Origin of the sequence: Streptomyces sp. N35, from assembly GCF_016464295.1 — a bacterium.
Classification (GTDB): domain Bacteria; phylum Actinomycetota; class Actinomycetes; order Streptomycetales; family Streptomycetaceae; genus Streptomyces.
Map to the genome: position 1 here is coordinate 125,339 of NZ_JAEIMH010000003.1, position 14,646 is coordinate 139,984.

The 14,646-nt window shown below is 70.0% G+C and carries 8 protein-coding genes and 2 pseudogenes; 6 read left to right on the top strand and 4 right to left on the bottom strand.

The window, feature by feature from the left end; all coding sequences use genetic code 11:
* Window positions 1-151: 151 nt before the first annotated feature.
* From JAO81_RS02430 to JAO81_RS02440, 3 genes are all read left to right on the top strand, one after another.
* Complete coding sequence (locus tag JAO81_RS02430) at window positions 152-1,546, top strand: DUF4331 domain-containing protein (RefSeq protein WP_199546040.1); 1,395 nt, start codon at window positions 152-154, stop codon at window positions 1,544-1,546.
* 41 nt (window positions 1,547-1,587) lie between these two features.
* Window positions 1,588-3,090, top strand: coding sequence for a DUF4331 domain-containing protein (locus JAO81_RS02435; protein WP_199546041.1), 1,503 nt, complete (start codon window positions 1,588-1,590; stop codon window positions 3,088-3,090).
* Between the two features lie 122 nt (window positions 3,091-3,212).
* Complete coding sequence (locus JAO81_RS02440) at window positions 3,213-4,010, top strand: hypothetical protein (protein WP_199546042.1); 798 nt, start codon at window positions 3,213-3,215, stop codon at window positions 4,008-4,010.
* 99 nt (window positions 4,011-4,109) lie between these two features.
* Here JAO81_RS02440 and JAO81_RS02445 read toward each other — a convergent pair whose 3' ends face one another.
* Window positions 4,110-5,057: an alpha/beta fold hydrolase gene (locus JAO81_RS02445; RefSeq protein ID WP_199546043.1), complete on the bottom strand. Its 948-nt coding sequence runs from the start codon at window positions 5,055-5,057 to the stop codon at window positions 4,110-4,112.
* A gap of 360 nt (window positions 5,058-5,417) precedes the next feature.
* Here JAO81_RS02445 and JAO81_RS43895 point away from each other — a divergent pair.
* Window positions 5,418-6,212 (top strand): annotated as a pseudogene (locus JAO81_RS43895) (transposase).
* Between the two features lie 18 nt (window positions 6,213-6,230).
* Here JAO81_RS43895 and JAO81_RS02455 read toward each other — a convergent pair.
* Window positions 6,231-6,464, bottom strand: coding sequence for a hypothetical protein (locus tag JAO81_RS02455; RefSeq protein ID WP_199546044.1), 234 nt, complete (start codon window positions 6,462-6,464; stop codon window positions 6,231-6,233).
* A gap of 243 nt (window positions 6,465-6,707) precedes the next feature.
* Between JAO81_RS02455 and JAO81_RS02460 the strand changes: the two genes are divergently transcribed.
* Together JAO81_RS02460 and JAO81_RS42140 are read left to right on the top strand one after the other, a co-directional pair.
* Window positions 6,708-10,190: a ThuA domain-containing protein gene (locus JAO81_RS02460; RefSeq protein WP_199546045.1), complete on the top strand. Its 3,483-nt coding sequence runs from the start codon at window positions 6,708-6,710 to the stop codon at window positions 10,188-10,190.
* Entirely contained in the window at window positions 10,187-11,050 is an 864-nt protein-coding gene (locus JAO81_RS42140) for a sugar phosphate isomerase/epimerase (protein WP_233414843.1), read from the top strand. The genes JAO81_RS02460 and JAO81_RS42140 overlap by 4 nt, the downstream gene beginning before the upstream one ends.
* 87 nt (window positions 11,051-11,137) lie before the next feature.
* Here JAO81_RS42140 and JAO81_RS02465 read toward each other — a convergent pair.
* Together JAO81_RS02465 and JAO81_RS02470 are read right to left on the bottom strand one after the other, a co-directional pair.
* Window positions 11,138-13,591: pseudogene (locus JAO81_RS02465) on the bottom strand (ABC transporter permease); the annotation flags it as partial.
* The gene (locus JAO81_RS02470; RefSeq protein WP_199546046.1) at window positions 13,588-14,307 is read right to left on the bottom strand and encodes an ABC transporter ATP-binding protein; all 720 of its coding nucleotides are present in this window, start codon (window positions 14,305-14,307) and stop codon (window positions 13,588-13,590) included. The pseudogene JAO81_RS02465 and the gene JAO81_RS02470, both read right to left, overlap by 4 nt.
* Window positions 14,308-14,646 lie beyond the last annotated feature (339 nt).

Consider the following 14,646-nt stretch of genomic DNA (forward strand, 5'->3'; position numbering starts at 1 on the left):
CCGGACGACGCCCCGGACACGCCGCCGACCAGCACCGATCCGGCCCAACCCCTTCCCTCGCACGGCGCACCCGGATCGCCGGGCGCGCGTGGGTGCCGTCCAGTGGTCTCGGATGCCCGTCAAGGCGCGGGCCACATGGAGAGGTCGTCGCATGAGGGTCCGTCAACTCACCAAGCCCGCCGCGGGGACCGCGCTCGCCTGCGCCCTGCTCATGGGCGGCTGGTTCGCCGGCCCCGTATCGGGCCGGGCGGGCGCCGCCAGTCATGTCGACGCGCCGTCCACGTTCGCCGACCCTCCGCGCGACGGCAGCGACCTCTACGTGTTCACCAGCCCCGACGCGACCGACATGGTGACCATCGCGACGGACTACCACCCGCTGCAGCTCGCCGGGAATCCGCTCGCGCTCTATCCGTTCGCGAGCGACACCCGGTTCGAGGTCCACGTCGATTCCTCGGGTGATGCCCGGCCCGATGTGACCTACCGCTACACGTTCCGGACGCAGGACGACCGCCCGCTCGGCACAAGGTCGGCCGTGAGCGCCCCCGTGCGTTCCCTCAAGGACAAGGCGGTGGTCTTCCGCCAGACGTACACGCTGCAGGAGCTGCGCCCTGGACAGCAGCCGCGGACCCTGGTCGAGGAGGGAGCGGTCGCTCCGTCGTACGCGGGCAAGCAGCTGATGCCCGACTACGACGCGCTGCGCAAGGACGCCACGGCGCCGCTGCCCGGCGGTGGGCAGACGTACGTCGGGCAGATCGCGGATGCCTTCCTGTTCAACGTCGGCCAGTACGCGAAGATCCGCTTCGGGGTTCCGCTCGTCCCCGAGTTCAACCCCGTGGCGCTGACGAACTCCAACACCATGACCTTGCAGCTGCCCAAGAAGGCGCTCGCTCTGCGCGGCGATCCGGGGCGCAACCCGGTCATCGGCGTCTGGGCGACGGCTTCGCGTCAGTCGCTCGACGTGGCGGGCACGGGAGAAGCGGGGTACGCGCAGGTGTCGCGGATGGGGCAGCCGCACTTCCTCGAGACGATGTTCCCGGACAGCCTGCCCGTGATCGGTGTGCCCGGCGGCCTGAGCGACCAGTTCCAGGCCCGCAAGCCGGAGCAGGACGCCGAGTGGGACGCGATGATCAAGCAGCTCCGTGAACCGTTCGGACCGCGCAACATCGGCTTCGCCACCGGTGCCGAGCCCCCGGCCAACCCCCGCCCGGATGTTGTCCGTTACCACCTGCACGGCCTCGAGAAGGTCAATGTGCACACCCTCAACAAGGACGTCGACCCCTCGGCCGTACGCCCCGCAGAAGTCCTGCGCCTCAACATGGCCACCCCGGTGACCTCGAAGCCGAAGAGCGAAACGCTCTTCGCCGACGACCCGCAGGGCTACCCCAACGGCCGCCGCTTCGTCGACGACGCCGACGCGATCCAGATGCGCGTCCTCATGGGCGGCCTCATCGGCGCCAAGACGGACTTCCTCACCAAGAACTCCCTGATCAAGTCCCCGCCGAAGGCGTCCACGGAGACCTTCCCCTATCGCGCGCTGCCGCACTGAGCCCGTAGTCACCCGACCCGCACACACCAGGAGCACCGGACATGGCCGACAAGCCATCGCCGTACCGACCGCGTCGCCGTGTCCCCACCGCCGCGGTTGCCGCATCCGCACTGATCGCGCTGGCCGCCTGGGCCGGCCCCGGTACGCAGGGCGCGTCGGCCGGCAGCCATATCGACGCGCCGAGCGCGATGCTCGACCCGGAGATCAACGCCGGTGATCTCTACGCGTTCACCAGCCCCGAGGCGCCGGACACCGCAACCTTGATCGTCACGTACCAGTCGCTGAGTCTGCCCGTCGACGGTGTGCTGCCGCCCGCGACCTTCGGCACCCGCACCCGCTACGACCTCAACATCGACAGCCGGGGCACGGGCCGGCCGGATCTCACGTACCGCTGGACGTTCCGTGACGAAGGACAGCGGCAGTTCCTCGGTGTGCTCAACGGGCGGGTGGATTCGCTGAGTTCAGCGAACCTGAAGTTCAAGCAGCGCTACACGCTCGAGGAACTGCGCCCCGGAAAACCGCCGAAGGTCCTGATCCGGGACGCGATCGCCGCCCCGAGCCGGGCGGGGGCCGCCGGGATGCCCGACTACGAGGCGCTGCGCCGTGAGGCCACGCTGCCGGTGCCGGGCGGCGGGCAGGTCTACACGGGACAGGCCGCGGATCCCTTCTTCAACGATGCCCGCGAGATGGAGATCCTCAAGAGCGGTACGGAACTGCCGCTCCCGTTCAGCCCGCTCCAGGGCACGAACGTGACTGTCATGGCCCTGCAGGTGCCCAAGGAGGCCCTCGCCCTGAACGGGGACCCGGCTCGCAACCCCGTCGTCGGGGTCTGGGCGACCGCGGCCCGCGAGACCCTGAACGTGCGGCCGGGCGCCGCCGAAGGTGCCCGGTACGCGCAGGTCTCCCGGGTCGGCAACGTGATCGTCAACGAGGCCTTCGCACCGGACAACTACCTCACTCCGGCCGCGCTGCTCCGCGGGTCACCGCTGGGTGTGCTCGGTGGTGTGGCCGACCAGTTCAACACCTGGGACGCGGCGAAGGACGCCGATAACCCTCAACTCATCGACATGGTGACCAAGTTGAGGGGGCCGAAGGCCTTCCACGCCGCACACCCCGGCCTGCCCGCGCCGCGGCCGAACCCCCGCAAGGACATGTTCCAGCTGCTGATGACGGGGCTGTCGGGCAAGACCCGTTGCCCGGTCGGCGAAGGCTCCGCGTGCCCGATCCGGGAGGATCTCAACTCGCAGGTGATGAACGCGGATGCGGACGCGGGCGCGTTCCGGCCGGCCGAGGAGCTGCGCCTGAATCTGTCGACGCCGGTGAGCCGGACGCCCCGCAAGGGCGGCTTCCTCGACGGCGACCCGCAGGGCTTCCCGAACGGCCGCCGCCTCACCGACGACCCCACGCATGTGCTGGTGCGCGTGGCGATGGGCGAGCCGGCGGTGAAGGAGTACGCGCCGCTGTTCCGCTTCACGACCTCCGGGCCGCCCACCGAACTGGCGCCGGCGTTCCCGTACCTCGCCGTGCCGCACGGGCTCTTCTGACCTGCGGGTTGTGACGCAGTGTGAGCGGCAGTTACCCCGTACGGCGGCGCCTGCTGGCATGCGTACCGAACCGCGCATTCACTGATCTTGTCCTAGGGGGGACAAGCTCCCCGGGAGTGTCCGTGCACCTGCCCAAGACCACGGTGGCCCTCACCGCCCTGACCCTGCTCGCCACGGCGACGGCCGCATCCGCCGCCACCGCCGACCGCTCCGCTCCGCCGCCGCCGCCGGAGAACCCGCCGGCCACCAACTGCCTGCCCACCAACTACTCCCTGGACAAGCCGGCGGCGCCCGGCTACTACGACAAGGCGCCCGAACTCGGCACCGCCTTCTGGTTCTTCGCGCAGAGCGGCACCGGGACCCTGACCTTCACGGAGAAGACGAAGTCCGAGCTCAAGCGCCTCAACGCCAAGGTCGAGGCGGTCTGCCCGGTCGGCCCTCTCAAGGGCGGCGAGGGTGTGTGGACTCCGGTGGGCGCACAGGGCTACAGCAACATCAACTTCGTGAACGGGCGTATCTGGTATCCGGGCGGCTGGAAGTTCACGAACCCCAAGACGGGCAGGTCGCACAAGGTCGACGGGTTCTGGCTGCACGACTTCCCGTTCATCTCCAAGGCCAGCGCGAACGTCTACGTCGACGACAACCCGGTCCCGCACGAGCTCCAGCTGGCGACCATGAACACCGTCGAGCTCTACACGGACCTGATCAACCCCCGGATCAACCAGGGCAAGATCTCGCTGGGCCCGAAGGAGTGGAAGTTCAAGATCACCGAGGCCTATGCCAAGGAGCTGCGGGAGATCGGTGCCGACATCGACGCGGGCGAGCATGTGATCACCCTGGAGATCAACGCCTCGATCTTCCCGAATCAGACCCTCCCCCTCAAGCCCGGCCTGGAGAAGGACGAACCCGCCAAGAAGTAGCCGGGAGAGTCCGCACGGCACGCGCGAGGGTCTGTACGGCAGCCGCGGGGCCCGCCACCGACGAGGCGGGCCCCGCGTTCGCGTGTCGCGGGACGCCGGTCACACCTGCTTGTCGAGCCACGCCAGCAGATCCGCCTGCACCTCGGCGCGGTTGGTCTCGTTGAGGATCTCGTGCCGCGCGCCCTGGTAGCCCTTCCAGGTCAGGTCGGCCACCCCCACGTAACGGAAGTCCTCCAGGAGGTCGTGGACCAGCGACATCGACTGGTTGCACGGGTCCTCGGTGCCGACCGCCACATGGATCGGCAGGTCCGCGGGGATACGGGCGAGTTGAGCCGGGTCGTTGATCTTCCTGATCGCGTGCACCCAGTCCCGTGACAGGCCGGCCGAGAAGGGGAAGCCGCAGCGCTCGTCTGCCACGTACCGGTCGACCTCGGCCTCGTCCCGGGACAGCCACTCGAAGCCGGTCCGGTGCGGGTACGGGTCGTTGAACGAGGCGAACGCCTCCGGAACGAACGACGACAGCGCCGCCCGGCCGCCCTCGGCGATCTCGCGGTCGAGCCGGTCCAGGGCGCTCTGGATCTCCACGAAGGGCAGCGTGCGGAAGGTGCCCGAGAGGATCAGACCGGCCAGCGTGTCCGGGTACTCCTGCGCGTAGTCGCGCGCCAGCATCGAGCCCATGCTGTGTCCGAGCAGCACGGTCGGCGCGTCCGGGAAGAGCGCGCGGGCGCGGTCCCCGACCGCCTCGAGATCACCGACGATCGCGCGCCAGCTGTCCGCGCCGTCCCCTTCGGCCCCGGGCACCTCGGTCACGCCGTATCCGCCGGTCGACACCGCGGTCGCGCCATGGCCGCGATGGTCCGAGGCGATCACCCCGTATCCGTGCGCGGTCAGCTCGCGGGCGAACCGGTCGTAACGCAGGGCGTGTTCGGCCGCTCCGTGCGCGATCTGGACCAGCGCGCGGGGCCGGCCACTCTCCGGAAGCCAGGTGTACGCGGCCACCTGGAGACCGTCCGCCGCGGTCACGGACTGCGTCGTGTACGTCGTCATCGGTGCGCTCCTCGATTCGCGATACGGGCACGAGGGGCCCCCTGCCCAGCGGAAGCGCCGGGACACCTGCCCGGCGGAAGCGCCGGAACACCTGCCCGGATAAGGGATACAGGACGCCCGCCCGATTACCTTTTCGTGGCTCCGCAATGGGGCCTCCGGCCTTCGGGCCCGGCATGGCCTCCCCCTCCTGTTGCTGATGATCCGGGGGGGGTGGTGTCACCGGGCCCGGAGGCATCGACGGCCCGCTGATAAGGGGCTTGAGCACCGGCTTCACCCGAGCCGGAAGAGTTCTCCGTAACGTGGATGTGGCAGCTCGGTGCCCAGGCAGGCTGGACGAAAGCGTGATGGAAGGGCCTGCACGTGATCGACACCGGCGCCATCGACGTCTTCCTCGGCCTGGACGTCGGCAAAGGCGAACACCACGCCACCGCCGTCACACCGGCCGGCAAGAAGGCGTTCGACGAGCGCCTGCCCAACACCGAACCCAAGCTCCGCGAGCTCTTCGCGAAACTCCAGGCCAAGCACGCAACCGTGCTGGTCGTGGTCGACCAGTCGGCCTCAATCGGCGCCCTGCCGCCGGCGGTCGCCCAGGACATGGGCTGCCCGGTCTCCTACCTCCCAGGCCTGACGATGCGGCGAATCGCCGACCTCTACCCCAGCGAGCCAACCCCGGGTAGCGAACGGCTGCACGACCTGCTGACGCAGGTCCATCCGTCGCTGGAACGGGTGCTGGGACCGCGGTCGCAGCACCTGGCAGTCCTCACCCTGCTGGAGCGGTTCGGCTCCCCGGCCCAGATCCGCAAGGCCGGACGGCGCCGGCAGGTCACCTGGCCGCTTCGCTGACAGCCGTGCTCGACCGGCGGAAACTGCGGGCCGGACGGATCGAGGAACTGCTGGAGGCCCACCCTCTTGCGAAGGTCCACCTTCCCGACCGACGGCCTCGCACGGCGACCCGCAGCTCAAACGGGCCTTCTTCCTCTCCGCGTTCGCCGCTCTGGGCGACCCGGCTTCCCGGCCTACTACGACAAAAAGATCGCCCAGGGCAAGCGCCACACCCAAGCACTGCTCTGGCTCGCGGGACGCCGGGCCGACGTCCTGTTCGCGATGCTCCGCGACGGAACCTTCTACCGGCCCCAACCCGCTGCGGCCAGGTGAGCAGTTGAGACCGCTCGATCAGTCCTCCGGCCGCAGCCTCTGACGAGCGGCTTCAAGCCGCTGGTCGTAGTCAGGCGCGAACAGCTCGGGAAGGGCCCTGTCGAGCGTTCCGGCGATCCGATGAATCGGTGCCCAGACCGCCGGATCGTCGACAAGACGACTGAGGTCCGTCATCTGAAGCTTCTCCAGCCAGTGCGACAGCACCAGTGCCTCGTCACTCGTGAGCTTGATCGTCACGTGGCTATCAGCCATGCACACCCCTACGGCTCGGCCCACCCTCGACCGCTCGAACCTACTGGCCCTCGACCTTGACCAAACACATAGGGGCACCCCCGCCTCAACTCCCGTACGTCACAAGCCCTCCACTACCCATTGACCCCTCCGATCACTGGAACCTACGCTGAGCGACTGCACCTCAGAAAGCGCTTTCTCCCTTTCGTAAGCACCCGATGAGCCGTCGGCACACAGCCGTGCCCTTAGACAGCGGGAGCGCCCATGAGTCATCCCCCGAACGGCAGTCACGTCCGAAGACTTCTGCGGCCCCTGACCACCCTCGCGGCTCTGTTCGCGCTGGTGCTCGGACTGGTCGTGTCGATGCCCGAACAGGCCCGTGCCGCGGCCCCGTTCCGCGTGCTGGTCTTCTCGAAGATCACCAACTTCGACCATGAGTCCCGGGCCGCCGGGGTCGAGGCGGTCAAGAAGCTCGGTACAGAAAACGGTTTCGAGGTCGAGGCCACCGAGGACGCGGCGGCCTTCACCGACGAGAACCTGGCGAGGTTCCAGGCGATCGTCTTCAACAACACCAACTCCACACCGGAGTCCGGCGACCTGCTCGACGCCGGGCAACGCGCCGCCTTCCAGAAGTACATCCGCGCCGGCGGCGGTTACGTCGGCCTGCACGCGGCGAGCGCGAGCGAGCGCGACTGGGACTGGTACGAGGGCCTGGTCGGCGCGATCTTCGACAAGCACCCGGCCGTGCAGACCGGCCGGATCAAGGTCCTCGACCAGGCGCACCCCTCCACCAAGGGACTTCCGCAGCTCTGGGAGCGCACCGAGGAGTGGTACAACTGGCGCACCAACCCCACGGGCAAGGTGCACACCCTCGCGCAGATCAAGGTGCGCGACGGCATCGACGGCCTGGACGAGGGCGTCGACCACCCGTACTCGTGGTGCCAGAACTATGACGGCGGCCGCTCCTGGTTCACGGCCGGTGGCCACGCCTCCTCGGCCTTCCAGGAGGAGTACTTCCTCAAGCATCTGCTCGGCGGCATCCAGTGGGCCGCCGGCGACAAGCCGGGCGACTGCACCGCCAACAAGACCAGCGCCTTCCAGCGCACCCCCTTGGCGACGAGCGATCTGGCCGACCCCTTCGAGCTCGCGGTGGCCCCGGACCGCCGGGTGTTCTTCATCCAGCGCACCGGCAAGCTGAAGGTCATCAACCAGGAGAACCTCAAGGTCACCACGGCGCTCGACTTCGCGTACACACCGGAGATGACGAGCCAGTCCGACGGCCTGCTCGGTCTCGCTCTCGACCCGGAGTTCGAGGAGAACCACTGGTTGTATCTGCTGCACTCCGACAAGACGGAGAAGCGGCTGAATCTGTCGCGGTTCACCGAGGCCGACGGCAAGGTCGACATGGCCAGCGAGAAGCGCCTGCTGACGATTCCCACGTTCCGCGGCGAGGGCCGGGCGAATTCGCATATGGCGGGCTCGCTGACCTTCGACAAGAGCGGGCATCTGTATGTCGCGACCGGCGACAACACCGATCCCTTCGCCTCCGACGGCTTCACGCCGATCGACGAGCAGGAGGGCCGCCGCGCCTGGGACGCGCAGGGCACCTCGGGCAATACGAATGATCTGCGCGGCAAGATCCTGCGCGTCACGCCCGAGGACGACGGAACGTACTCCGTTCCCGAGGGGAATCTCTTCGCGCCCGGCACGGACAAGACCCGGGCCGAGATCTACGCCATGGGCCTGCGCAACCCGTTCCGCATCACCACCGACCCGCACTCCGGCGCCCTGCTGGTGGCGGACTACGGGCCCGACGCACGAGCCGCCAACCCCAACCGCGGTCCCGAGGGAACCGTCGAGTACAGCCGGGTCACCAAGGCCGGCAATCTCGGGTGGCCTTACTGCGTGGGCAACAACACCCCGTTCAACGACTACGACTTCGCGACGAAGACCTCCGGCGCGAAATTCGACTGCGGCGCTCTGAAGAACGATTCGCCGAACAACACGGGTCTGACCGAGCTGCCGGACGCCGAGCCCGCGACCGTCTGGTACGCGTATTCGGCCTCGGCGGAGTTCCCGGAGCTCGGCGCCGGGGGCGGGGGGCCGATGAGCGGTCCGGTCTACGACTACGACCCCGGGAACTCGTATCGCACCAAGTTCCCCCAGTACTTCGAGGGGAAGGGGCTCAACTACGAGCTGACCCCCAAGTGGTTCAAGACCTTCTCGATCCAGGAGAAGGACCAGTCGTTCACCGATCCGCGCTTCCCCGCGGCGAAGGCCGGCGATCTGCACTCCATCAATTCCGTGTTCGGCGACATGGCGTGGAACCAGCCCTTCGACGCCGACTTCGGTCCCGACGGAGCGCTCTACGTCATCGACTTCGGACTCGGCAGCGGGACCGGCCGAGGCGGCAGCAACGAAGGGTCGGGTATCTACCGGATCGATTACGTGGGTGACAAGAGGCTGCCGGACGCGCGGGCCACGGCCACTCCGGACACCGGGAAAGTGCCGCTGACCGTGCAATTCTCCAGTGCGGGTTCGGGGATTCCGGGCGGCGGGGACGTCACGTACGCCTGGGACTTCGACGGGAACGGCAGCACGGATTCCACCGAGGCCGATCCCACGCATGTGTACACCGAGAAGGGCCAGTTCACCGCGCGCCTGAAGGTGACCGCGCCCGGCGACCTCACGGCGCTGGCCGTCCAGGACATCACCGTCGGCAACACCCGTCCCGTGGTGACCATCCAACAGCCCCCGAACGGCGGCCTGTTCTCCTTCGGCGACACCATTCCCTTCGAGATCAAGGTGAAGGACCCGGAGGACCGCACGATCGACTGCTCGCGGGTCGTCGTCCAGTCCCAGCTCGGGCACGACTCGCATCTGCACCCGCTGGACAACTACACGGGCTGCCGCGGCGAGATCGCGACGGACGCCGGTGACAGCCACGGCCCCGGGCAGAACCTGTACTACGGGATCAGCGCGCAGTACGAGGACAAGGGCGGTCCTGGTGGCGTGCCCGCGCTCACCGGTTCGTCGTCGCTGACGCTGCGCACCACGTTCCGCGAGGCCGAGCACTTCACGACGACCGGCGGCGCCAACAAGGGCGTCGAGATCGGCAGCCGTGCGGACGCCTCGGCCGGCAAGCGTCTGATCGAGATCGAGCACGGTGACTGGGCGGTCTTCGATCCGACCGACTTCAAGGGCATCGACTCGGTGACGGTCGGCGCGGCCTCCGGCGGGCTCGGCGGCGCTGTCGAGTTCCGCGCGGGATCGCCCACCGGCACGCTGGTCGGCAAGGTGACCATCCCGAACACCGGGAGCTACAGCAACTTCATCTCGCCCACCACCGCGCTCGAGGATCTGGGCGACACCACCAAGTTGTACGCGGTGTTCACCAACCCCGAGTGGACCCCGGACAAGGCGGATCTGCTGACGCTCGACTGGCTGCACTTCAACGGGCCCGGCGTCGAGAAGAAGGGCGGTACGAAGGTCGAGCTCGGCAAGGAGCAGACGGCCGGTGCGGTCAAGCTGACCAGCACCGTCAAGCCCGCCGCCGGCCGCCAGATCGTCTCGTACCACTGGGACTTCGGTGACAACACCAAGCCCGCGGGCGAGGAGGGCCCGACCGCCGAGCACACCTACGCACGGCCCGGCCCGTACACGGCCCGGCTGACCGTGACCGACGACAAGGGCGACACTTCGACCGGCTCGGTGCAGATCACCGTGGCCGAAGGAGGCACCGCATGACGCTGAACAGACGCGCCTTCCTGGGGACGTCGCTGGGGCTTGCGACCGCGACAGGTCTCGCCTCCGCACCGGCGTACGCCGCCGACGGCGATGCGGCCCGCAGGCGCCGCATCCCGCGCGGCGGGATCGGGATGCACCTCTACACGATGCGCACCCCGCTGGCCGCCGACTTCCTGGGCACCTTGGAGCGGCTCGCCGAGATCGGGTACGCCACCGTCGGGGTGAGCGGGCGGCACAACAACAGCGCCTCGGCGATCCGCGGCTTCCTGGACCGGACCGGTCTGCGGGCCGTTCTGGAGCACGTCGCGTACACCACGCTGACCGGTCCCGGCCTCCCCCAGGCGCTGGAGGATCTGCACACCCTCGGCGCCAAGTGGCCGGTGGTGCCGAGCCTGCCCGGACCGATGCACACGCCGGCCGGATTCCGGGAGGCGGCACGGGAGTTCAACCGGATCGGGCAGGCGTCGCGGGACGCCGGGCTGGGACCGGTGCAGTTCCACAATCACGGCCTCGACCATGAGGTCGTGGACGGCGAGAACCTGTACGGGATCCTCCTCGAGGAGACCGATCCGCATCTGGTCGCCTTCGAACTGGATGTGTACTGGGCGGCGAAGGGCGGGGCGGACCCGGCCCGCCTGTTCGTCGAGCACCCGCGGCGCTTCCCCGCCCTGCACGTCAAGGACATGGCGCCGGACGGGGACTTCGCGGATGTGGGCTCCGGGGTCCGGGACTTCGCCGCGATGTTCGAGAACGCGCACCGGGGCGGCGTCCAGCAGTGGCTGGTCGAGCACGACCGTCCGGCCGATCCCTTCGCCACGGCGCGCAACAGCTACAACCACCTTGCCTCGCTGAGGTATTGAGGCCGAGCTGATCGAGCGGTAGGAGGGGCCGGTCGCCGTTGTCGGCGGCCGGCCCCCTTGCCTGTGCGGCAGTCGGCCCCCCTCCCATTCGGTACGCGGGGCCGTGGCGGGACGGGGCCCGGCCGCCCCGCCCGCGGGCAGCAGCGCGCCCAGCGTGGCGATGAGCAGGCCGCCGAAGGCGAGCGGGAGCAGTTCGGGCACCTGGTAGACGGCAAGCACCGAGTCGGGCAGGCGCAGCCCCACGCTCGCCCCCATCGCCGGCATGACCCAGCCGTGCAGAGCCACGCCCAGCGCCACACCGAGCACTCCGGCGACGAGACCGGTCACGGCGACCGAGGTGAGAACCATGGTGATGGTCTGCCGGGGCGTCATACCGAGCGCCTTGTGGACACCGATGTCCCGTACGCGCTCACGGGTGTCAAGCAGCACTCCGTTGAGGACGCCGAGCGCGGCGACGGCCACGAGCATCAGGGTGAGCGTCGCGGACAGCGCGTTGAGGGTCATCACCATGTCGCTGCCGGAGTCGGGCCCGCCGGTTTGTGCCACGACACCCAGCGGCGCCAAGTCCCTGTTCAGGGCGTCGGTGTAGGCGGCCGCGTCGGTGCCGGGTGCTACGGCGATGTGATGGCTCGTCTCCGGCGGGCCCTGGGGTGCGGATCCGGTCTCGGCGGTGTCGCGCATCCCCGCGCCGTCGTGCCCGGACTTGAGCGTCCCGGCGCCGTCGTGCCCGGACTTGAGCGTCCCGGCGCCGTCGTGCCCCGACGTGAGCGTCCCGGCGTCGGTGAAGACCTGCATGCCGTCCTTACGGGGATCGAGCACCTCGCCGACGATCCGTACTGTCACCGGCTCGGCCAGACCGCCCAGGGTGACCTTGTCGCCGATACGGGTGCCCGTGGCGGCGAGGAAGGGGGTCGGGACCACGGCCTCGCCGGGCTCGTCGAACCAGCGGCCTTCGACCATGGTGTAGCCGCCCCAGGAGGCGTCGCCGGTGAACGCGGTCATGTCGATCGTGCCGGTCAGGCCGGACACGGTGGCCCGTAGCGTCGTGGCGCTGTAGTACTTCTCCGTTCCGCCGGCGGATCCGACGGCCGCGGCCACCGCGGCCTGGTCGACCTCGGGCGGCCGCTCCGCCGGCCCCGGCGCACCGGGCCCGAAGGCGCCGCGGGGCGCGGGCACGACGACATCCGCGGCGTCATGGGCCCTGGCCTTCATCACCTCGCCGAGCGAGGCTCCCATCCCCACGGTGAACGTGACGGCGACGGCGCCGAACAGGACCGCCACGCCCATGGCCAGCGCACGGGCGGGCCGGGCGAAGGGCCGGGCCAGGCCCAGGGCGGCCGACGGGGGCAACGGAAGCCGTACGGACAGCCGCGCCGCCCAACGCCCGCGCCGCGCCGAGGTGTTGCGCCCGACGGCGAGCGCGTCGACCGTACGCATGCGGCCGGCCCGCAGTGCACTCCCCCACGCGGTCGACGCCACCAGACCGAGGGCGCCGCCCGCCACCGCCCCATCGACCCAGGGCTCGACGGCCAGGGACGAACTGCCGTACACCTCCCCGGCCTCGGCCAGGACGGGAACGGCGAGCAGGTGGCCGACGAGGACACCGAGACCCGTGCCGATGCCGGCCGGGATCAACGCCTGGCCCACGTACGCGCGGACCACCTGGGACGGTGTGCAGCCGACGGCCTTCAGGATGCCGATACGGCGGGTGCCGGTGCCGACCGCGGAGGCGACCACGTTGCCGACGATGAGCACCGACATGACCAGGCCGAGCACGCCGAACGCCAGCAGGAAGGGGACGTAGAGCGCGGTGTCGCGTTCAGCGGTCTTCTTGACGGTGAGCCAGGACTGCTCGCCGACGGCCGCGCCCGGCGGCAGGGCTCCGGTGACCGCCTTCCCGCCCGCGGTGATCTGCGCGGCGGTCGCGGCATCGGGGAAGCGGTAGAGCATCTGGTAGCCGCCGCTGCCCGGCGCCGTGAGCGCCGTCATCTGGGCCGGCACCACCCAGGCATCGGCGGTCCCGGTGACCGAACGGGCCACACCGACCACGGTCAGCGTCGGGGCGTCCGGCAGTCCGGGGAAGCCGATCTTCGTGCCCAGGACCGGAATGACCGCGGACGCCTTGGACAGGACGATCTCACCGGGGCGCTTCGCCCAGCGCCCTTCGAGCAGGTCCACCTCGTCCACGTCACGGCCGGGGCCGGGCCGGCCGACCACGGTCATCGGCCAGGCGGGACCCGCCTCACCCGCCCCTGGTGTGACGGTCGCCGTACGGAAAGGTCCGGCCGCGGCGCTCACGCCTTTCGCGTCCCGTGACTTCGACAGCTGCCCGGCACTCACCTTTCCCGCGTCGAACTGCACCGACAGATGCGCTCCGTGCTGCGCGGCGAACGCGTCGGCGAAGGGCGCGCCGGACACCGCGAGCAGGGTTCCGCCGAGTACGGAGGAGGCCACCGCCATCATCGCGGCGAGGCCGATCACCAGCGTCTGGACCCGGCGCCGTCCCACGCCCGAGCGGACCACCTTGCCGAGAGCGCTCATCGGACGCCCTCCGCCAGGACAGTCGAGGCGACGGTCCCCGCGGGTACGTCTGCCGTGACACGGCCGTCGGCGATCTTCACCGTACGGCTCGTGCAGGAACGGGCCAGCGCAAGGTCGTGTGTGACCACGACGATGGTCTGGCCCTCGGCGTTGAGTTCGGCGAGCAGCCTGCTGACGTCCTGCCCGGCGGCCGTGTCCAGGGCCCCGGTCGGTTCGTCGGCCAGGAGCAGCGCCGGCCGGTTCATCAACGCCCGCGCCACCGCGACACGTTGGCGCTCACCGCCCGACAGGCGTCCCGGGTAGGCCCGTGCGTGCCGGTCGATGCCCAGCAGTTCGAGGAGTTCCGCCGACCGGCGGCGGGCCGCGCCGCGCGCCATGCCCGCGAGCCGCGCCGGCAGGACCACGTTGTCGGCCACGGAAAGGTCGTCGAGCAGATGGAAGAACTGGAAGACCATGCCGATCTTCGCGCGCCGGTACAGCGCCGAGCCCGCCTCCCCCAGCCGGTCCACCCGCACCCCGTCCACGGTGACGGTGCCCGTGTCGGGACGGTCGAGACCCGCGATCAGATTCAGCAGCGTGGACTTGCCGCTGCCCGAAGGACCGAGGATCGCCACCGCCTCGCCGCGCCCCACGGTCAGGGAGGCCTCGTGCAGCGCGGGCGGACCGTCGTCGTAGCGGCGGCTCACCCCGCGCAGTTCGATCACCGGCGTGGTCATGAAGGGCTCCTCTGTACGGGCAGTCGGCCGCGGCCCTCGTACGGGCGGTTGGCCGCGGCGACGGCAGGGCCGGTTGGCTGCTCGAACGCTAGGAGTGGGTCCGGCCGGCACGCGTCGCCCCTTCGACCCCTTTGCGGTACCGCGCCCGGACGAGTCGCGCAGACGTCATCCCTGAGAAGTAGGCGCCCGGTGTATCCGCCCGGGCGGGAACGACCGCGCAGACGGACTCGGCGGGTCCGTACGGCGGCGACAATGGATCAGTGGTGAACGTACGTACGACGCTGGAGCGGCTGCCGTCGGCGGTCCGCCGCGCCGGCCTCGATGCGGTGCGCCGGACCG

Bases quoted from the DNA above. Each gene is read 5' to 3' on its own strand.
- JAO81_RS02455 (WP_199546044.1), bottom strand. From the start codon at position 6,464: ATGGCTGATAGCCACGTGACGATCAAGCTCACGAGTGACGAGGCACTG.
- JAO81_RS02430 (WP_199546040.1), top strand. From the start codon at position 152: ATGAGGGTCCGTCAACTCACCAAGCCCGCCGCGGGGACCGCGCTCGCC.
- JAO81_RS02460 (WP_199546045.1), top strand. From the start codon at position 6,708: ATGAGTCATCCCCCGAACGGCAGTCACGTCCGAAGACTTCTGCGGCCC.
- JAO81_RS02445 (WP_199546043.1), bottom strand. From the start codon at position 5,057: ATGACGACGTACACGACGCAGTCCGTGACCGCGGCGGACGGTCTCCAG.
- JAO81_RS02435 (WP_199546041.1), top strand. From the start codon at position 1,588: ATGGCCGACAAGCCATCGCCGTACCGACCGCGTCGCCGTGTCCCCACC.
- JAO81_RS42140 (WP_233414843.1), top strand. From the start codon at position 10,187: ATGACGCTGAACAGACGCGCCTTCCTGGGGACGTCGCTGGGGCTTGCG.
- JAO81_RS02470 (WP_199546046.1), bottom strand. From the start codon at position 14,307: ATGACCACGCCGGTGATCGAACTGCGCGGGGTGAGCCGCCGCTACGAC.